This window comes from Arthrobacter tumbae (assembly GCF_016907495.1).
GTDB classification, from domain to species: domain Bacteria; phylum Actinomycetota; class Actinomycetes; order Actinomycetales; family Micrococcaceae; genus Arthrobacter_D; species Arthrobacter_D tumbae.
Window position 1 is genome coordinate 659,278 of sequence record NZ_JAFBCC010000001.1, and the last position, 17,156, is coordinate 676,433.

The 17,156-nt window shown below is 64.4% G+C and carries 23 protein-coding genes and 1 tRNA gene; 8 read left to right on the top strand and 16 right to left on the bottom strand.

Annotation, left to right across the window (positions count from 1 at the left end; translation table 11 throughout):
* Nucleotides 1-29: 29 nt before the first annotated feature.
* From JOD47_RS03150 to JOD47_RS03185, 8 genes are all read right to left on the bottom strand, one after another.
* A complete protein-coding gene (locus JOD47_RS03150; protein ID WP_204531871.1) occupies nt 30-395 on the bottom strand; it encodes a hypothetical protein in 366 nt (121 codons plus the stop codon).
* Complete coding sequence (locus tag JOD47_RS03155; protein ID WP_204531873.1) at nt 392-766, bottom strand: helix-turn-helix domain-containing protein; 375 nt, start codon at nt 764-766, stop codon at nt 392-394. Before JOD47_RS03155 ends, JOD47_RS03150 begins: the two co-directional genes overlap by 4 nt.
* Nucleotides 763-1,446: a hypothetical protein gene (locus tag JOD47_RS03160; protein WP_204531874.1), complete on the bottom strand. Its 684-nt coding sequence runs from the start codon at nt 1,444-1,446 to the stop codon at nt 763-765. The genes JOD47_RS03155 and JOD47_RS03160 overlap by 4 nt, the downstream gene beginning before the upstream one ends.
* A complete protein-coding gene (locus JOD47_RS03165) occupies nt 1,443-1,739 on the bottom strand; it encodes a hypothetical protein (protein ID WP_204531876.1) in 297 nt (98 codons plus the stop codon). The genes JOD47_RS03160 and JOD47_RS03165 overlap by 4 nt, the downstream gene beginning before the upstream one ends.
* A complete protein-coding gene (locus JOD47_RS03170) occupies nt 1,736-1,963 on the bottom strand; it encodes a hypothetical protein (protein ID WP_204531877.1) in 228 nt (75 codons plus the stop codon). Before JOD47_RS03170 ends, JOD47_RS03165 begins: the two co-directional genes overlap by 4 nt.
* A complete protein-coding gene (locus JOD47_RS03175; protein ID WP_204531878.1) occupies nt 1,960-2,190 on the bottom strand; it encodes a hypothetical protein in 231 nt (76 codons plus the stop codon). Before JOD47_RS03175 ends, JOD47_RS03170 begins: the two co-directional genes overlap by 4 nt.
* A gap of 307 nt (nt 2,191-2,497) precedes the next feature.
* Nucleotides 2,498-3,073, bottom strand: coding sequence for a hypothetical protein (locus JOD47_RS03180; RefSeq protein WP_204531879.1), 576 nt, complete (start codon nt 3,071-3,073; stop codon nt 2,498-2,500).
* A gap of 103 nt (nt 3,074-3,176) precedes the next feature.
* Nucleotides 3,177-3,419: a helix-turn-helix transcriptional regulator gene (locus JOD47_RS03185; protein ID WP_204531883.1), complete on the bottom strand. Its 243-nt coding sequence runs from the start codon at nt 3,417-3,419 to the stop codon at nt 3,177-3,179.
* Nucleotides 3,420-3,505: 86 nt separating this feature from the next.
* Between JOD47_RS03185 and JOD47_RS03190 the strand changes: the two genes are divergently transcribed.
* Both JOD47_RS03190 and JOD47_RS03195 read left to right on the top strand, forming a co-directional pair.
* Nucleotides 3,506-4,147, top strand: coding sequence for a hypothetical protein (locus tag JOD47_RS03190; protein WP_204531884.1), 642 nt, complete (start codon nt 3,506-3,508; stop codon nt 4,145-4,147).
* Complete coding sequence (locus tag JOD47_RS03195) at nt 4,140-5,366, top strand: tyrosine-type recombinase/integrase (protein WP_204531888.1); 1,227 nt, start codon at nt 4,140-4,142, stop codon at nt 5,364-5,366. Before JOD47_RS03190 ends, JOD47_RS03195 begins: the two co-directional genes overlap by 8 nt.
* A 106-nt stretch (nt 5,367-5,472) precedes the next feature.
* Here JOD47_RS03195 and JOD47_RS03200 read toward each other — a convergent pair.
* Together JOD47_RS03200 and JOD47_RS03205 are read right to left on the bottom strand one after the other, a co-directional pair.
* Nucleotides 5,473-5,554, bottom strand: a tRNA-Tyr gene (locus JOD47_RS03200).
* A 117-nt stretch (nt 5,555-5,671) separates the two neighbouring features.
* Nucleotides 5,672-5,959 carry a hypothetical protein gene (locus JOD47_RS03205; protein ID WP_204531889.1) on the bottom strand — a complete coding sequence of 96 codons (288 nt, stop codon included), beginning with the start codon at nt 5,957-5,959 and terminating at the stop codon, nt 5,672-5,674.
* A 118-nt stretch (nt 5,960-6,077) separates the two neighbouring features.
* Between JOD47_RS03205 and JOD47_RS03210 the strand changes: the two genes are divergently transcribed.
* Nucleotides 6,078-6,566, top strand: a complete 489-nt coding sequence (locus JOD47_RS03210) for a YajQ family cyclic di-GMP-binding protein (protein ID WP_204531891.1) — start codon at nt 6,078-6,080, stop codon at nt 6,564-6,566.
* Between the two features lie 265 nt (nt 6,567-6,831).
* Here the strand turns inward: JOD47_RS03210 and htpX are convergent, their stop codons facing one another.
* The 3 genes from htpX to JOD47_RS03225 form a co-directional block, all read right to left on the bottom strand.
* Nucleotides 6,832-7,710, bottom strand: a complete 879-nt coding sequence (gene htpX / locus JOD47_RS03215) for a zinc metalloprotease HtpX (RefSeq protein WP_204531893.1) — start codon at nt 7,708-7,710, stop codon at nt 6,832-6,834.
* Nucleotides 7,711-7,775: 65 nt separating this feature from the next.
* Complete coding sequence (locus tag JOD47_RS03220) at nt 7,776-8,423, bottom strand: 4a-hydroxytetrahydrobiopterin dehydratase (RefSeq protein ID WP_204531894.1); 648 nt, start codon at nt 8,421-8,423, stop codon at nt 7,776-7,778.
* A 49-nt stretch (nt 8,424-8,472) separates the two neighbouring features.
* Nucleotides 8,473-9,210, bottom strand: coding sequence for a GntR family transcriptional regulator (locus JOD47_RS03225; RefSeq protein ID WP_204531896.1), 738 nt, complete (start codon nt 9,208-9,210; stop codon nt 8,473-8,475).
* A gap of 226 nt (nt 9,211-9,436) precedes the next feature.
* Here JOD47_RS03225 and nagA point away from each other — a divergent pair, with 226 nt between their 5' ends.
* Together nagA and nagB are read left to right on the top strand one after the other, a co-directional pair.
* Entirely contained in the window at nt 9,437-10,654 is a 1,218-nt protein-coding gene (gene nagA / locus JOD47_RS03230; RefSeq protein ID WP_204531902.1) for an N-acetylglucosamine-6-phosphate deacetylase, read from the top strand.
* A gap of 2 nt (nt 10,655-10,656) precedes the next feature.
* Nucleotides 10,657-11,433, top strand: coding sequence for a glucosamine-6-phosphate deaminase (gene nagB, locus JOD47_RS03235; RefSeq protein ID WP_204531904.1), 777 nt, complete (start codon nt 10,657-10,659; stop codon nt 11,431-11,433).
* Nucleotides 11,434-11,455: 22 nt separating this feature from the next.
* Here the strand turns inward: nagB and JOD47_RS03240 are convergent, their stop codons facing one another.
* Nucleotides 11,456-12,727: an MFS transporter gene (locus JOD47_RS03240; RefSeq protein ID WP_204531906.1), complete on the bottom strand. Its 1,272-nt coding sequence runs from the start codon at nt 12,725-12,727 to the stop codon at nt 11,456-11,458.
* A gap of 150 nt (nt 12,728-12,877) precedes the next feature.
* On the opposite strand from JOD47_RS03240, the gene JOD47_RS03245 reads away from it, so the two are divergent.
* Nucleotides 12,878-13,618, top strand: coding sequence for an MBL fold metallo-hydrolase (locus tag JOD47_RS03245; protein WP_204531907.1), 741 nt, complete (start codon nt 12,878-12,880; stop codon nt 13,616-13,618).
* 4 nt (nt 13,619-13,622) lie between these two features.
* Here the strand turns inward: JOD47_RS03245 and JOD47_RS03250 are convergent, their stop codons facing one another.
* Both JOD47_RS03250 and JOD47_RS03255 read right to left on the bottom strand, forming a co-directional pair.
* Nucleotides 13,623-14,303: an esterase/lipase family protein gene (locus JOD47_RS03250; protein ID WP_204531908.1), complete on the bottom strand. Its 681-nt coding sequence runs from the start codon at nt 14,301-14,303 to the stop codon at nt 13,623-13,625.
* Nucleotides 14,290-15,045: an alpha/beta fold hydrolase gene (locus tag JOD47_RS03255; RefSeq protein WP_204531909.1), complete on the bottom strand. Its 756-nt coding sequence runs from the start codon at nt 15,043-15,045 to the stop codon at nt 14,290-14,292. Before JOD47_RS03255 ends, JOD47_RS03250 begins: the two co-directional genes overlap by 14 nt.
* Nucleotides 15,046-15,138: 93 nt before the next feature.
* Between JOD47_RS03255 and JOD47_RS03260 the strand changes: the two genes are divergently transcribed.
* Entirely contained in the window at nt 15,139-15,615 is a 477-nt protein-coding gene (locus JOD47_RS03260) for a Fur family transcriptional regulator (RefSeq protein ID WP_204531910.1), read from the top strand.
* A 14-nt stretch (nt 15,616-15,629) separates the two neighbouring features.
* Nucleotides 15,630-17,126, top strand: coding sequence for a catalase (locus JOD47_RS03265; protein ID WP_204531911.1), 1,497 nt, complete (start codon nt 15,630-15,632; stop codon nt 17,124-17,126).
* The last annotated feature ends 30 nt before the right edge of the window (nt 17,127-17,156 follow it).

Genomic DNA, 17,156 nt, shown 5'->3' on the forward strand with positions numbered 1-17,156 from the left:
TCCCAGTGCCCGGGCAGGATCCCAACGGCTCACAGGTGCCTTTCCCGCTGCAGCTGCTCGAACAGCGCCAGCGCGTCCGGGTGCTTGTGCTCCTGCCATCCGTAGACCCGGAACCGCTCCCGGGTGGGTGACATCAGCGCGCGGACCTCGACCTGTACGGACTCCACGATCTCGCGGCCCTGCAGCACGTCCAACGCGAGGCTTGCAACTCTCATCAGGGTGAAAGCGGCTTTAGCCTGTACCGCGTCCCCACGGATCGAGTCCCAGGACTCCAACGCGGCCACGGTCAGCCTGCCAAGCTCTCCCAACTCGGCCATGCTCGGCCCGGAACTGTCACCGTGCAGGATCTCGTTCCGGGCTTCCAGCACCCGCAACCTCCGCTCGACGTCGCTCATGGTTCGGCCCTCCGCTCAAGGTCGGCCAGCCGTGCCTCAATGTCGTCATCCCGGATCTTCAACCCGACTTCCAACAGTCTCGACGCGGCCCGGACCTGAGTTGCAGGGCTCTCCGCTGACAGACCCGCTCGGAGCACCCGCACGGCCTCTTTCTGCGCCATCCGCAGATCATCCAGCGCTTCACCGTTCAACTCGCGTGACTGCTGCCGGTAAGCCTCCCTGAACGGCTCGGAAGCGAACCATCGGCGCACGGTCGATTCAGCTACCCCTACACGCTCGGCGGCTTCCTTTGTGCTGCCGACGACGGCGAGCGCGGCCAGTGCGGCCTCCTGTTTTCGCGATAACCGCGCATTTCTGTCGTTTCCGCTCACGTTTGCCGCCATGTCCCGCCCTGACTTTTGTCCTGACTCCTGCGGAACGCTTCCCGTTCGCCCCGGTCGGCGGCTTCCTTATCCCGCGCGCTGGTCGGCGGGAGCGGCGCGGGTGCCAGCGGATCCGTTCCGGCTGCGAGTGCCTGCAAGTCCGGGACGCCGATACTTGACCGCATCCGGGACGCCTCCCCGTTCAGGAGACGAACACCCTTGACCCGTTCATCTGCCAGCCGTGCATCGGAGAGCAGACGGCGCCAGTCCCCTACCTCCACCGCGAGAGCTTCCAACGGTTTCAGCGCTTCCTCTGTCCTCCGCGTGAGGGTTTCCCTGGCTTCCTGCCATCGGCTCTCGATCATGAGCTTCTGGTGTCCCAGCATCTTCTCGGCGCGATCATGCGCTGCGGTTCGGGCCTCGTGCAGCCGGTGAAGTAGCTGCTGCAGCTGGGCGATGCTCTCCCGCTCCGGGCGCGGCGGTTCCGGCCGGTACTCGGCGCGAGCCTCCGCACAGTCGACCTGCCAACGGTCGAGCTTGACGTCATGCTCAGCGTCCAACCGGCTGATCTCCTCCCGGGTTTCCCGGTCAACCTCTGCCAGCCGCTCAAGCTCGGCCGTGACCTCCGCGACGATCTCAGCGCGTAGCTCCTCCGCTGTCGGCGGCTTCGGCTTCCTCGCGGTGCTCATCGCTCACCGTCCAAGAACCGCTGCCGTTCAAGCTTCCTGTCAGCAGCAGAATCCCGCGTCGATTCCCGCTCCTCCTGGACTCTCTTCCCGCCCAACGCTTCAAGCCGGTTCACTTCGACCTGACGTTCGGCTACCTCCTCGATCCTCCGCAACCGCTGTTTCTGTGCGGGTGTCCCGTTCAACTCGACCCGGATCCATGCGGCCCGATCCCGGCGCGGGTCATCGAGCCGTGCCACCGCGTGCAACATGTCCGTCAAGATCTCGTCACACTGCCGTTCTACCGTGCTGCTCATTTCGTCATTCCTTTCTGGTCTACCTTGAGAGCACCGAACTTGCTTTCCGCGCGGCACACAAGCTCCCCCACGGCGCGGATCTGATCGATGGAGCCATGGACCTCCACAGAGCGCCTCAACGCGTTCAGCGGCCCGGACTTACGGATGTCCCGGCCACGCTTCGACGCTGCTTGAAGCTCCCCGATCCGATCATCCATGGACATATCCCGGCTGTAGTCGCTCATGCTGCGCCTCCCTCGGGGGTAGTACCGAACCGGCGCTCAGCAACGCCGATAAGGGTGTTCAGGTCGGCCACCTGATCCGGGTGACCCTCAACGGCAACGGCGTCCATGGCGGCTTTCAAGCCCGGATTGACGCGGGGATCCCGCTGATTGAGGAACGCAGCCCGTACCCGGTCGAGAGTCTGCGCACTCCGGCGATGTTCCTCTAGTGATGTCCAGCTGATTTTCATGATGTGCCTCCTAAGGCGTTTGTTCCCCAGTCCGGGGAATCGGTGGTTTCGTGCTTGGTCAGTGCTCGGCATGGGACGCAGAAGTCCGGGCGGGGCGTCACCGGGTGCGAGTTACAGCCCGGACCCGGGAGAGGGATGAACCGGATCTCGTGGCACGTCTTGTAGTTCAGCCACGCCTCATCCCGCGAGCGCGAGTAACCCTCTGGGAACCCGTTCCGGTCATGGCAGGCATCACAAGTCGGACGACCATCAGCGGCCAGCCCCTCACACCCGTCAGTCACACAAGGGAACCCATCCATGAAAGCCATCAGGCAGCCCTCCAACCCGGGAACGCGGACCCCCACCACTTGACCGCCTCGGCTTCATCCATCCCGCGAGCCTCTGCAAGCTCAGCCGGTGACGTGATGCCGTTGCCCTCGATCCACTGCCGAACCTGCAACGCTTTCCCGTCCTCCGGATACGCGAAACTTTCAGGTTCAGCCTGTTGTCCTTGCAGCTTGCTCTTGCTCTTGCTCTTGCCTTTACCGTCCGACACGACTTCCGACCCGATGTCCGACTCGATGTCCGACCGGACATCCGACTCGATGTCCGACCGGACATCCGACCGACTGTCGGGCACGACATCCGGTCCCTTGCCCTGCGCCCTGACCTTCGCTTTGTACTCGCGGTCATTCCGGCGCTTCCGCTCCAACCGCTCAATCTCCGCGCTGCTGGTCTGTGTGCTGTCGAAGTCCTGGATAGTCCAACCGCTGCCTGATACCCGCCATAAGCCAGCGCTGACCAGTGCAGCCGCTTCCCTTGCCGTTGCGGACGGGATCAGCGGAAGGTCTGCGCCGTCGATGAGCCCGTCAGTTCTGTTGGTGACGCTCCATGCCGTCGCCATTACCCACATTCGAAATTGGTCGCCGCTCAATCTCAAAACTCGCCGGTCTGTCAGATATCGAACCGGGAATCTTGCGTCCATTCGAAGTGCTCCCTTTCCGCTGTTAGTCGTTGCTGATCGGCTGTGATTGATCGAGCCCGAGCACTCGCAGCAGACCCGGCTTAGGTACTCGGATCACCCGGCCCAGGCGGACCACTGGACAGGGAAACTCCCCAGCTTTTACGAGCCTGTACCCCGTGACCCGTGAGATCCCCAACGCCTTGCACGCCGCCTCCAGGTCCATCGACGGTGGCAGGGCCAGCACTTCCTCCGAAGTCATCGCTTCATCCCTCTCTTGGCTTGTCATGCCTCCATTGTGTACGTATTGATCTTTCAAGACGTACACTTAGAGGCGTACAAGTAATTCGGGAACCGGATATACGGCAGGGAGCAATGGAGACATTCACCATCACCACATCGTTCGGAGGCGCGAAAGGCGTAACCGGGCAACGGTTCCGGGGGATAGCGAAGCCTCCCGAGTGGTCAGACCCGGAAATGAGGAAGTGGCTGCTGCAAGGGGTGAAGTACGACATCCACGAGCCCGACCCCTGGCTTGCACAGATCACTTGGGAAGTCGGGGACGGGGAAGCGCGCCCCATTCGTTTCGAAGTGCGAGGGCGCAACGGTCAGTCAATAGATCCCGCGCAGACGTTCCGGGGGATGGCAACGGTTATCGCGAACTCCCGCCTCCAGTTGGGCTACCTGCATGACGCACTGGCAAACCTCTGGGAATCGCACGGGTACTCCAAGCCCGCCGCCTTCACGCGGAGACAGGTACCGAAGTCCACGCGCGGGAACGCAACCCTCCCGGAAGGCCACTTCCCTTTGGTTGCGGCGCTCTACACCGAGTATCGCGACGAGCCGGCTGTGCATAATCCGGTGCAAGCCGTCGCCGCGCAGCTGCTCAAGTTCAAGGATTACGAGAACGAAGCCAACGGCGATCAAAAGTCGTGGCTCAACCGCGTGAATACGTGGGTCAACAGAGCGAAGAAAATGGGGCTCGTCCCTCCGGCGAAAGGAAAGAACGATGGCTAAGCAACAAGGCGTTTATCAGCGGTGTGAGGCGGGTTGCCCTGCCCGGTGCAAGCGGCACAAGTGGGCGTTCCAGGTGGAGTTCCCACCCGGCCCGGACGGGAAGCGGCTGCGGGTTCGGGAGTCCGGGTTCCCCGACGCTGCGACCGCGAAGGATGCCCGGGACGCTGCGGTCAAGGCGTACAAGCTCGGGACTCTGGAAACGGACCGCAGGAAGGAAACCACGGGCGCTTACCTGACCCGCTGGCTGGAAGCGAAAGAAACCGCGCGGACGATCCGGCCCGCCACGATCAAAAGCTATCGCGGGCATCTGACTAACTACCTGCTCCCCAACATCGGACGGGTGCGGCTCACCGATCTGAAAGCGGCCGACATAGACGGGATGCTGGTCAGGATCCGGAAGGCCAACGCGGACAAGCCACCCAATCAGCAGGTCAGCGCCTCTACAGAGCGCAGGATCGTTGCCACGTTGCGTTCCGCAGTCCGCGATGCCCTCCGGACGGGTCAGCTACACCGAGACCCCACCATAGGCGCACACGTGGCAAAGGAAGCCGGGGAACGTAGGGACGTGTGGACGCCGGAACAGTTCGCCCGGTTCCGGTCATGGATGGAAGTCCAGGCTGAGGGCGGCACGGGTAACAGCCACGTCGAGCGGCTGGCTCCGCTGGTGCTGTTCGCGGTCGGGACGGGTATGCGGCTCGGGGAAGTATGCGGGCTCCGCTGGTCGGATGTTGACCTGGACGCCGGTCACCTAACCGTCCGACAACAGGCGCAGCTGCAGGGCCGGGAGATCCGGTTCCAGCCCGTAAAGACGAAAGCGGGCCAGGATCGTTGGGTGCCTGTCGCGGGATGGGTTCCGGATGTCCTCAAGGCATGGAAGGCGCAGCAGGGCCGGGAACGTCTCGTGGCTGGTGAGGCATGGAGCAACGGGCAAGGGCTGGTATTCACGGATGCTCTGGGATTCCCACTGAATCCGAACAACGTGTCCAAGACGTTCGGGAGGATGGCCGAACGTGCTGGACTCCCGAAAGTTGTGTTTCACAGCCTCCGGCACTTGGCCGCGACGATCATGCTGCAGAACGGTCTGCCGCTCCCCGTCGTGTCCCGGATCCTCGGCCACTCGACCATCACAGTTACCGCTGACCTGTATTTCGACGTGGTGAAGGACAAGCGCCTGAACGACGACGTGAGCGCCGCCTACGCGAGGGCTTTTAGCGCCTGATCCGGACGCATCCCCCACAATTTCCCCCACAAGAGGGCAAGAAAGAAGCCCGCCCGAACCTCCGAAGAGATTCGAACGGGCTTACTTCCCCGTGATACCGGCGAAGTGGCAGATGAGGGATTCGAACCCCCGTAGGCTGTGCCAGCTGATTTACAGTCAGCCCCCTTTGGCCGCTCGGGTAATCTGCCGAACGTCTCGTGAAGAAGAACTCTTCAGGAAGACCACCTGCGGATCGCCGTCCGCAGGCAAAATAACTTTACAGAACATCCCGCGCATTATCGAATCGTGGGCCGGCGCAGCCGAATTCAGCGACCGGACGCCACCCGACGCTCGATCTGCGCATAGAAACCCTTCGCCTGGTCCGCGGTCACCAGCCCCATACCGACAGCGTTCTCAAGATCCGAGCGGACGCCCTTCAACCGGTCGGCGGACGAGGATGCTGCCTCAGAATCCGGCTCCTGCGGCCGGGTAACTGTGGGCGATGCGGCGACCGACGGCGCCACTCCCACCCCTGTCAGTGAGGCTGCCATGATCAGCGACCCCGCAACAGCATGTCGGGCGTGGACAAAGTAGCGACGCGATTGCGCGGTCAAGAGTTCCTCCTGAGAACGACTGAGGTTCCCACCGTTTCACCCGCACATGAACGCCACCTGTCGCGAAGCTGTGAATTAGGGTAGGAGCAGGAAAAATACCAATCAGAAGGAGGCAACGGTGGCCAGCGAATCCACATTCGACGTTGTGAGCAAGGTAGACAAGCAGGAAGTCGCCAACGCGTTGAACCAGGCACAGAAGGAAATTGCCCAGCGCTACGACTTCAAGGGTGTCGGTGCCGAGGTCGATTTCAGCGGCGAGATGATCCTCATGAAGGCAAACTCGGAAGAGCGCGTCCTCGCTGTGCTCGACGTCCTGCAGTCCAAGATGATCAAGCGCGGCATCTCGCTGAAGTCCCTCGACACGGGCGAGCCCTACGCCTCAGGCAAGGAATTCCGCCTCGAGACCACCATTAAAGAGGGCATCGCACAGGACATCGCCAAGAAGATCAACAAGCTCATCCGCGACGAGGCCCCCAAGGGCGTCAAGTCCCAGATCCAGGGTGACGAGCTGCGCGTCAGCTCCAAGTCCCGCGATGACCTGCAGGCCACCATGACGCTGCTCAAGAACTTCGACGAGGCTGACCTCCAGTTCGTGAACATGCGGTAGGCATTCAAGGCAACCAACGACGACGGCGACGCACCCTTGAGAGGGGGCGTCGCCGTCGTCGTTTGGTTGCCTTTGTCGAACAAACCGTCCCAGTGGATCACGGGTTTCACTGGGAATGTCTAGACATTCCCAGTGAAACCGGCGATTCGGTGGGACGGTGCGGCGGGATACGACGGGGTACGACGGGATCCGGCGGGATACGACGGGATACGACGGGGTGCGGCGGGATCCGGCGGGATCGGCGGGATCCGGCGAAACAGGATATTTACTGCAGCGTGCGGCCGGCCATACCCTCGAGGCGGGTGATGCGCTCCGCCATCGGCGGGTGGGATGCGAACAGCTTCTTCACCCCGCCGCCGCGGAACGGATTCGCGATCATCAGGTGCGAGGTGTTGACCAGCTGCTGGCTCTGCGGCAGCGGCGCCTGCTGGGTACCGCGCTCGAGTTTGCGCAGGGCGGAGGCGAGTGCCAGGGGATCTTCGGTGAGGCGGGCGCCGTCTTCGTCGGCGTCGTACTCGCGGGTTCGGCCGATGGCCATCTGGATGAGCCCTGCAGCGACTGGCGCAAGGAAGGCGAGTAGCAGAGCGGCGATCGGGTTCCCGCCCGAGTTCCGATTGCCGCCCATGAGCCCGGTGAAGGCGAACATCTGTGCAACGGAGGTAATGACGCCGGCAACAGCGGCCGCAACTGACCCGGTCAGGATATCGCGGTTATAGACGTGCATCAGCTCATGCCCCAGCACACCGCGCAGCTCGCGCTCGCTGAGGATCTGCAGGATGCCCTGCGTGCAGCAGACCGCCGCGTTCTCCGGGTTGCGGCCGGTGGCAAACGCGTTGGGCGCCATGGTCGGCGAGACGTACAGCCGGGGCATTGGCTTGCCCGCCTTGGTGCTGAGCTCCCTCACGATGCGGTACATCGCGGGAGCCTGCTGCTCCGTCACCGGAACGGCTTTCATGCTGCGGATAGCGAGCTTGTCGCTGTTCCAGTAGCTGTACGCGATGGAGCCGACACCGATAAGCGCGAAGATCCAGAGGAACGCCGAGCTGCGCGTAGCCGAAGCGATCACCGCACCGAACAGCAGGAAGATCCCCATGAGGGATCCGAAAAGCAGGGCCGTTTTGGCCCCATTGAAGTGGTTGTGCACCTGGTCTCCTTGTTGACTTACCTACCGGTACAACGGCGCTGCGCCGCACACTGTTCCGCAGCCCGTCAGCGCTCCAGGACGGTGCAGACGCAGGCGCGGTTGCCCTCGCCGTCGGCCAGAACGGTGAAGGACGGCGCCTGCGCATCATCGACGACGGTGCCTCCTGCGGCGACGGCCGCTGCGATGCGTTCTTCAGCGACGTCGTGAGGCACCCACACGTCGAGGTGGAACCGCTGCCGCGGGGTCTCGTGCGCGTCTGTGCCCTGGAACCAGAGCAGCGGAACCCGGCCGGAAGGGTCGACGACGTCGTCCCCGTCCACATTGCCGGCGTCGCCAGTGAGCAGCGCGGCCCAAAATGGCCCGGCAGTTGCAAGCGCTGCAGTATCGAGCGCGAGTTCGATCTCGGCGAGCGCCCCGGGCTGCGGCGTCAGGCCCTGCTCGTGCGCGATGGAACTGATGGCCCGCGCGAGGTCCATATCGCGCTGTGTCAGTGCGCCGACGTCGTGACTGATCAGTTTCAGGTCCACGTGCGGGTAGGTGAGGGTGACATCCGGGTGGTGGTTGGCGGCTTCTGCGGCCTCGGTGACCGCGGTCACGAACCGCAGCCCGGCAGTGAAACTGCCGGTGCGGAAACGGGCGTGGATGCCCTGTGCGAGCTGGCGCCAGTCGGTGAGCCCGGCGTCGAGAATCTGCGTGCTGGTGAGCTTGTCCATGACCCCAGTATGTCGCGGTACGGGGCAGCTGTGACCCTGTAGAAGCGCTTTATTGCGCGAGGGTCATCGAGATCTGGTAGCGGTCGGAGCGGTAGGTGGAGATCGAATACTCGATCGGAGTGCCCGGTTCTTCCGGCCCGGTGAATGAGCGCCGATGGAAGAGGAGCACCGGAGCCCCCGGCAGGATATCGAGCAGCGGCGCAATCTCCGCTGACGCAGCACTTGCCTGGACGGTCTGTTCCACGCGCCGCACCGGATGCCCGGATGTCGACAGGACTCGGTAGAGGGAACCGGTCAGGTCTTCGGCAAGGAGATTGGGCAGCAGCGCCGTCGGGAGCCAGGACTCGTCAACGCTGACGGGTGCATTGTTGGCGAGCCTGAGGCGTCTCAGCCGGTATGCCGGTGCATCCTCGGTCAGGCGAAGGTGCGAGGCAGCGGCGTCCGGCGGTTCAGAGAGCTCGGCTGTGATCACGCGGGTGCTGGGTTGGAACCCGGCAGCGCGCATGTCGTCATTGAAGGAGGCCAGGTGCAGCACCGAACGGACCATGCCATGGGACACAAAGGTGCCCTTGCCATTTTCCCTTACCAGCTCGCCGTCCCGAACGAGGTCGGAAATGGCTCTGCGCACCGTGATGCGCGAAACCCCGAACATCTCCTCGAGCTGGCGTTCACCGGGCAGCGCTTCGCCCGGCTTCAATCCTTGCGCCAACTCCTGAAGCTGGCGCCGCAGCCGGAGATGTTTGAGCTCGCCTTTCTGGCCCTCCCCGTGGCTGTGTGTTTTCTCCATGTATCTGTAATATCAGAACAACTGGTTATAACCAGTAGTCGCGCCGAGAGTCCGTCCCACTCCATCGGAATCACCGGCCAGCATGAGTTCGCCCCTGAGAACCTAAGGACCCGCATGACGCCCAGTGGCAGGCAGCCCACCCAACGCCTTGAAATTTCGTGCAGCTTCGGCGACTCCGCCGGCGTCGATGTCACCGGAGCTGCGCAAAACTTCCACTCCCGGCCAGATGCCAGCTGACGCTGCGCCCGGCCAGGACCGGGTACTCCGCGGCCGGCTGGTGACCGGCCAGCCGGCCGCCAATATCATCGACGACGGCGCCGTCTGGCTCGCAGGGGACCGCATCGAATGGTGCGGCCCGGCCTCGGCCCTTCCGTCCGGTGCCCCAGACCGCGTTGAACAGGTCCCGGTGATCCTGCCGGGACTCGTCGACCTCCATTGTCACGGCGGGGCAGGGCACACGTTCTCCGCCGATCCGAATGGAGCCAGGGCGATCGCGGCCCACCACGCGGCCAACGGAACGACGTCGCTGCTCGCCTCGCTGGTCTCCGCACCAGCGAATGAGCTGCTGGCACAGATCGAGGCGCTGCGGGACCTGGTCGACGACGGAACGCTCGCCGGCCTGCACCTCGAAGGACCGTTCATCGCCGCCGACATGTGCGGGGCGCAGAATCCGGCGGCGATCATCGACGGCGATCCGGCCCTGCTTCGCCAGTGGCTGGAGGCCGGACGCGGGACCATACGGTCCCTCACACTGGCCCCCGAGACCGCTCACTTCGACGAGCTGGTAGCGCTCTGCCGGCAACACGGCGTCGTACCGTCGGTCGGGCATACGGCAGCGACTGCGGCGCAGATGCGTGCGGCCCTTGAGCACAATCCGGGCGGGACGTGGTCGGCCACGCACCTGTTCAACCGCATGCCTCCTCTGGACCATCGCCGCCCAGGACCGATCGCAGTGCTGCTCGAAACAGCCCGCCGCGCCCCGGACTCCATGGTCCTGGAACTGATTGCCGACGGCGCGCACCTGCACCCGGACACCGTCCGGATGGTCTTCGGCCTGGTCGGCGCGGACGGCATCGCTCTTATCACGGACGCCATGGCCGCCGCCGGCATGAGCGACGGTGACTACGCGCTCGGCACCCTGGACGTCGAGGTGCGCAATGGAACCGCGCGGCTCGCTTCCCCGGACGGGACCGCCGGCGCCATCGCCGGAGGCACCAGCCGCCTGCTGGAGAACGTGCGGCGCTGCCGCGACTGGGGCATAAACCTCGCCGATGCTGTTGCGGCCGCATCCTCCACTCCGGCACGGCTCATCGGGAACGACGACGTCGGAATGCTCAGCCCCGGACGGCGGGCAGATGTGGTGGTCGCCTCGGACGAGCTCGAAGTACTGCAGGTGTACCGCTCAGGTGCCCTGCAACAGCCAGCACCAAAGGAAAGGTCTTAACTGTGCAGGTCATCATCTGTGAGTCACCGGAGCAGGTCGGCTCGCGCGCCGCGGACATCATCGAGGCACGCGTGCGGCAAGGGCCGGCAGTGCTGGGCCTTGCGACGGGCAGTTCGCCGGCGGGAACCTACCGCGAGCTGATCCGTCGCCATCGGGAAGAACAGCTGAGTTTCAGCGACGCCACAGCGTTCACGCTCGATGAGTACGCGGGGCTCCCGCTGGATCACGACCAGTCCTACCACTCAACCATTCGCCGCGAGTTCGTGGATCACGTGGACCTCCCGCTATCCCGACTGCTGACACCTGCCGGGGACGCGGAAGACCTGCGGGCCGAAGCCGTCCGGTACGACGCGGCCATCCGCGAAGCCGGCGGCGTCGATGTCCAGATCCTCGGCATCGGTGCGAATGGGCACATCGGCTTCAATGAGCCGACGTCGTCCCTCAATTCCCGGACCAGGGTGAAGACCCTCGCCGGAGCCACCCGGTCTGACAACGCACGGTTCTTCCCCGGAGGTGAGGTTCCCCAGCTCTGCCTGACCCAGGGGCTTGGAACCATCCGCGAAGCCCACCAGGCGGTGCTGGTGGCGCTCGGCGCTAATAAGGCCGGCGCCGTCCGGGCAATGGTTGAGGGGCCGGTGAGTGCGTTCTGCCCGGCGTCAGTCCTGCAGCTGCACCCGCGCGCCGTCGTCGTTCTGGATCCGGAGGCAGCCTCCCAGTTGCAGCTCATCGACTACTACCGCAGGGCCCAGGAACTGAACGACAAGCTGCTGGGCCGGTAGCACTCGCCAAAAGTACAGAGGTTCAGGGCTCCGGATTCCGGGAATCGTACTGGCCGAAGCGCGGTTGGAGGCGGGCCAGCAGCAGGACCAGCAGGATGCACACGATCCCGCCCCACAGCGCCGTCCACCCCTCGCCGATCCACTCCGCGAACCCGCCGCCGACCAGCTCCCCCAGCCTTGGGCCGCCTGCCACGACGACGATGAACACTCCCTGCAAGCGTCCCCTCATGGCATCCGGAGTGGCTGACTGCAGGATGGTGCTGCGGAAGACGCCGCTGACCGAATCCGAAACGCCCGCCAGCAGGAGGCAGACGGCGGCGGGAATGATCCACGGCGTCATCCCGCCGTCAGGTGAGCGTCCGGCGAGGATGACCACCAGCCCGAAGGCGCTGATCGACGCGCCCCAGCCGGCCACGGACCACTGGACCGCCCGCCCCTGCCGGTGAATATGCCCCAGCGGACCCGAAAACAGTCCCGAGAGGACCGCCCCGAACGCGCTTGCTCCCAGCAGGATGCCGACAGTGAGCTCGCCGCCGCCGATGAACACCGCACCCACCGCGGGCAGGAGAACGCGCGGCTGCGCCATGACCATCGCGGCAAGGTCAATGAGGAAAGTCATCCGGATGTTGGGCCGCGTGCCGAGGTAGCGGAATCCTTCGATGACGGTGGCAAGGCCGGCGCGGCGCACCGGCCCTTCCGGCGGCATGGCGGGAAGGCGGAACAGCGCCCACAGCGCGGCGGTGAACGTAACGACGTCGATGGTGTAGGTCCAGCCGTAGCCCACCTGGGCGATGAGCACGCCCGCAAGCATGGGGCCGACAGTGAAGGCGAGCCCGAACGTGATCATGGAGAGCGCATTGGCGGCGGGCAGCAGCTCAGGGCGCACCAGTCGCGGGATGATGGCCGTTCGCGTGGGCTGGTTGATGCCTGCGAACCCGCTGTGCACAGCGATCAGGAGATACAGCAGCCAGATGTTGTTGGCACCGGTCCAGGCCTGCACTGCGATGCCGATGGTTGACGCCCACAGTCCCAGACCGGACAGCAGCGCCACCTTGCGGCGGTCATGCGCATCTGCGACGGCGCCGCCATAGAGGCCGGCGAAGATCAGCGGCACCAGTGCAAACAGCCCGATGAGGCCGACGTTCAGGCTGGACCCTGTGATGTCGTAGACCTGCAGGCTGACCGCGACGAGGGTGAGGTTGGTGCCGATCGCCGACAGCGCCGTGCCGAAGTACAGTCTGCGAAACGCCGGACTTTCCTTCAGCGGAGTGATATCTGCGAGGAGTCTGGGCACCGGGCAAGTCTACCGGCGAAGCGGTTACCTCTGGCAACGACTCACACTGCCAGTTGCTTTTCATCAGCCTGCTGACTTTCCTTCCAGCGATGGCTAGGGTTGCTTTCACAGAGCCCTGCCTCACCGATCGCCAAGCGGAGGAAAATCGCCATGCTCACCAGCGAGGTTGCTGAAGGAATCCACTGGCTCGAACACGCCCACGTGAACGTCTACTTCGTTGAGCAGGACGGTCGCGTCATGATTATCGACGCCGGCCTTCCCGGCATCTGGCCACGCATCCGCGCCGCGCTCCGCGAACTTGGATTCGAGGATTCAGTGGTGGCCCTGGTTCTCACGCACGGGCACTTTGACCATGTGGGCGCGGCCGCCAGACTGCGCACTCATTACCGCCTGCCCATTCTTGTCCACCCCGACGACGCCTACATTGCCGCGCACCCCTATCGCTACAAGCACGAGCTGAACCGGGTTGCGGTCGTACTTCGAAACCCTCGGAGCCTCCCGATTATCGGCCGGATGAAGATGGCTGGCGCGCTTACCGTCCGCGGTGTCACGGACACCCTGCCGCTTGTGCCCGGAATCGCAGGCAACCTTCCCGGCACCCCGGAGGTCATCCACGTTCCCGGCCATACCGCCGGCCACGTAGCCCTCCACTTCCCGGACAGGCAAACGCTGATCGTGGGCGACGCACTGGTCACCCTGAATCCCTATACCGGCACGAAGGGGCCACAGATCGTCTCGGGAGCCGCAACGGCCAACTCACCACAGGCGCTGGACTCCCTCGACCGGATAGCGGCGCTACCCGCCGACAAGGTGCTCACCGGTCACGGCGAGCCGTGGCTCTCAAGCCCGGCAGACGCCGTCGCGATCGCGAAGCTGAACGGACCGTCCTGACGGATCAGTCCGGAGCGTGTTCGGCGATGGCGGTGTCGATCGCCTCCAGCAATCGCTCGTTTCCGAGGATCCGGAAGTGCCCCATCACATCCAACTGCACGTTGGTGGCACTGACCAGCTCGCTTCCACCCGGGATATGCGGGTCGAACGTCCCGTAGATCGAAGTGATGCGGGAGTTCACCGCAAGGTTGGCGTGCAGCGCATTCAGGGTCCGGTTCCGTGGTGAGAAGGCCCGCAGGCTCGGCAGCAGCGCAAACATGGCGTAGACCGAGCCTGAGAACGGAGAGTTCACTGCAATGAGCTGGCGGACACGCGGCGCGGAATCCGGAAGGGTCATGACGTACTTTCCGATCAGCCCACCCTTGCTGTGGGCTACGAGGACGACGTCGGTGAGGTCCCGTTCCCGGAGGTACTGCGCCACCAGCTCAGCCATCGCGGGAACGGTTCCACGGTTGTAGCCAAGCGCAGTGACAGCGTGCACCGGATGCCCCGCTTTGTGCAGGTGGGACGCCACCGGGTGCATGAACTGCCATGGCTCATAGATACCCGGCAGCAGAATCACGGGGGCCTTGTCCCCGGACAGCTGTCGGGCGGCATCTCCGCGGAAGAGAAAGCCCCGCGCCTGCCAGAAGCCCACGTAGGCATAGTCGAGGATCCACGCCCGGCCGCGCCTAAGCAGCTGCATGCGGGTCTCGCGTCAGCATTCCGTGCGCGGTCTCCGCCGCATGGTGGTACATGAGAACGTGCGGGGCGCCCTCGACCTCGACGATCGCCGCGTGCCCGTTGGCCGAGGCGAGGCGACGCAGCCAGTCCACCGGAGCAATCGGGTCACGCCCTCCCCGCATGAGCACCACGGAACAGGTGACACCCGCTATTGCATCTTCGAGCCGATGATTCACCAGGGCCGGGAGCGTCCTGAGGTACGGCACGATGGAGCGCAGATAGTCAGTGAACACGACGAAGTTCACCACCGGCGATTCCCTCAGGGTGTCCTGCGCCAGGCGCAGCGCCTGCTTCCGAATGGAGCGCTCGTGGTCATTGGTGGTGGGACCGAGCAGCACGAGCCTGGATATCCGCTTGGGATCCCGCAGCGCCGTCTCGGTTGCCACCTGGCAGCCCATCGAGTGCCCAACAAGCACCACATCCCCGAGATCCAGACGCTGCAGAACCGTCAGCACAATCTCCCCCAGCTCAGGTACAGAAAGTGCCCGGCGCGGCCCCGGAGACGACCCGAACCCGGGAAGTTCCACCGCATAGACCGAAGTGTTCCGGGCGAGCTCCCGGGCAAGCGGCTCGAAGTAGCGTGCAGAGACTCCGATCCCATGAACAAGCACAACCGGCCGCCCCTCGGACCGAATCGACCGCACGGTAACCGTGCTGCAATCCACCCGCTCGAGGACTACGTCATCCCATGGCCCACGGCCCATTCTTCAACCCTTCATCGCCGGCATCCTCATCCAGCGTAGCCCGTTAGGTATGGCTTATTATGAATTGCTCAGAATAGATGTTTGACTGGTTTCATGACCGAACATGCCGCCCCCGCGAACACTTGGGCTGTGTCCTTGCGTTCAGTGGGACGCCGGGTCACGAAGCAGCGCCTCGCAGTGCTCGCCGCCGTCGAACGGTCGCCGCATTCAACCGCCGACGACGTCGTTACTGCGGTTCGCGCCGAACTCGCCGATATCACAGTCCAGTCGGTCTATGTAGTGCTCTCCGACCTCACCGTCAGCGGACTGCTGCGCAGGATCGAAACCCCGAACTCGCCCGCGCGGTACGAGACCCGGGTCAACGACAACCACCACCACGCCGTGTGCACAGGGTGCGGCCGGATCGAGGACGTGGACTGCGCCGTGGGACATGCGCCGTGCCTGACGCCCTCCTGGTCGCCCGGGTCCAGCCAGATGACCATCCAGATCGCCGACGTCGTCTATCAGGGCCTGTGCACCGACTGCCGTCAGAATTCCCGAGAACTTCCCGAACAAGTAGAAAACCACTGAAAGAAGGAGAATCCATGACTGCCAACTACAGCACCACCCAATCGGGTGCCCCCGTTGTCGACGACAGCAATTCCTCAGCATTGGGCCGCGACGGCGCCATCCCGCTGACTGACCATTACCTGATCGAGAAGCTCGCCCAGTTCAACCGCGAGCGTGTGCCCGAGCGCGTTGTGCACGCCAAGGGCGGCGGCGCATTCGGCGTATTCGAGGCCACCGAGGACGTCAGCAAGTACACCAAGGCAGCGCTCTTCCAGCAGGGCGCACAGACCGAGACGCTGCTGCGCTTCTCCTCCGTGGCAGGCGAGCAGGGTTCCCCTGATACCTGGCGCGACCCCCGCGGTTTCGCCCTGAAGTTCTACACCTCCGAGGGCAACTACGACCTCGTGGGCAACAACACCCCTGTGTTCTTCATCCGCGACGGCATCAAGTTCCCCGACTTCATCCACTCGCAGAAGCGCCTCCCCGGCTCCAACCTGCGTGATGCGGACATGCAGTGGGACTTCTGGACCCTCTCCCCCGAGTCCGCGCACCAGGTGACCTGGCTCATGGGCGACCGCGGCCTCCCGGCCTCGTGGCGCACCATGAACGGCTACGGCTCGCACACCTACCAGTGGATCAACGAAGCCGGAGAAAAGTTCTGGGTCAAGTACCACTTCAAGTCTGCACAGGGCCACGAGGCACTGACCGGCGACGAAGCCGAGGCACTCGCCGGCTCGGACGCCGACCATCACATCCGCGACCTCTACGAGAACATCGAGCAGGGCAACTTCCCCAGCTGGGACCTCAAGGTCCAGGTGATGCCGTATGAGGATGCGAAGAACTACCGGTTCAACCCGTTCGATCTCACCAAGGTGTGGCCGCACTCGGACTACCCGCTGATTCCGGTGGGCAAGCTGACTCTGAACCGCAACCCGGAGAACTACTTCGCGCAGATCGAACAGGCAACCTTCGCGCCGTCGAACTTCGTACCGGGCATCGCCGCGTCGCCGGACCGCATGCTGCAGGCACGCATCTTCTCCTACGCTGACGCACACCGCTACCGCGTGGGCACCAACCACGCGCAGCTGCCCGTCAACGCTCCCAAGAGCGAGGTGCGCAACTACTCCAAGGACGGCGGCTCACGCTTCTTCTTCAACTCGCCGCAGACTCCGGTCTACGCACCGAACTCCGTTGGCGGGCCTGCGGCAGATCCGTCACTGACCGGGCCTGAGGGCGGCTGGGAGAACGACGGCGCCCTGGTGCGTGCCGCGCACAGCCTCCACGCTGAGGACGACGACTTCGGCCAGGCAGGCACGCTGTACCGCGAGGTCTACGACGACGCCGAGAAGGCCCGCTTCCTGGAGACCATCACCGGTGCCGTGAGCGGAGTCACCATCGCCGACATCCGCGAGCGCGCCATCCAGTACTGGACCAACGTCGATGCCGATCTCGGTGCGAAGCTCCGCGCCAACCTCGGCAGCGCGACGGGTGCTGCACAGAACTCTGACGCCGAGGCCGCGACCAAGTTCTAGGCATCAGCGCTGCACGACGCACATGGTGAA

What these genes read in the sequence shown, in the direction of transcription:
- JOD47_RS03265 (WP_204531911.1), top strand. Translation starts at nt 15,630, where the DNA reads ATGACTGCCAACTACAGCACCACCCAATCGGGTGCCCCCGTTGTCGAC.
- JOD47_RS03245 (WP_204531907.1), top strand. Translation starts at nt 12,878, where the DNA reads ATGCTCACCAGCGAGGTTGCTGAAGGAATCCACTGGCTCGAACACGCC.
- JOD47_RS03165 (WP_204531876.1), bottom strand. Translation starts at nt 1,739, where the DNA reads ATGAGCAGCACGGTAGAACGGCAGTGTGACGAGATCTTGACGGACATG.
- JOD47_RS03185 (WP_204531883.1), bottom strand. Translation starts at nt 3,419, where the DNA reads ATGACAAGCCAAGAGAGGGATGAAGCGATGACTTCGGAGGAAGTGCTG.
- JOD47_RS03250 (WP_204531908.1), bottom strand. Translation starts at nt 14,303, where the DNA reads ATGCAGCTGCTTAGGCGCGGCCGGGCGTGGATCCTCGACTATGCCTAC.
- JOD47_RS03225 (WP_204531896.1), bottom strand. Translation starts at nt 9,210, where the DNA reads ATGGAGAAAACACACAGCCACGGGGAGGGCCAGAAAGGCGAGCTCAAA.
- JOD47_RS03195 (WP_204531888.1), top strand. Translation starts at nt 4,140, where the DNA reads ATGGCTAAGCAACAAGGCGTTTATCAGCGGTGTGAGGCGGGTTGCCCT.
- JOD47_RS03175 (WP_204531878.1), bottom strand. Translation starts at nt 2,190, where the DNA reads ATGAAAATCAGCTGGACATCACTAGAGGAACATCGCCGGAGTGCGCAG.
- nagA (WP_204531902.1), top strand. Translation starts at nt 9,437, where the DNA reads ATGCCAGCTGACGCTGCGCCCGGCCAGGACCGGGTACTCCGCGGCCGG.
- JOD47_RS03170 (WP_204531877.1), bottom strand. Translation starts at nt 1,963, where the DNA reads ATGAGCGACTACAGCCGGGATATGTCCATGGATGATCGGATCGGGGAG.
- JOD47_RS03150 (WP_204531871.1), bottom strand. Translation starts at nt 395, where the DNA reads ATGAGCGACGTCGAGCGGAGGTTGCGGGTGCTGGAAGCCCGGAACGAG.
- JOD47_RS03160 (WP_204531874.1), bottom strand. Translation starts at nt 1,446, where the DNA reads ATGAGCACCGCGAGGAAGCCGAAGCCGCCGACAGCGGAGGAGCTACGC.
- JOD47_RS03180 (WP_204531879.1), bottom strand. Translation starts at nt 3,073, where the DNA reads ATGGCGACGGCATGGAGCGTCACCAACAGAACTGACGGGCTCATCGAC.
- JOD47_RS03220 (WP_204531894.1), bottom strand. Translation starts at nt 8,423, where the DNA reads ATGGACAAGCTCACCAGCACGCAGATTCTCGACGCCGGGCTCACCGAC.
- JOD47_RS03255 (WP_204531909.1), bottom strand. Translation starts at nt 15,045, where the DNA reads ATGGGCCGTGGGCCATGGGATGACGTAGTCCTCGAGCGGGTGGATTGC.
- JOD47_RS03260 (WP_204531910.1), top strand. Translation starts at nt 15,139, where the DNA reads ATGACCGAACATGCCGCCCCCGCGAACACTTGGGCTGTGTCCTTGCGT.
- JOD47_RS03190 (WP_204531884.1), top strand. Translation starts at nt 3,506, where the DNA reads ATGGAGACATTCACCATCACCACATCGTTCGGAGGCGCGAAAGGCGTA.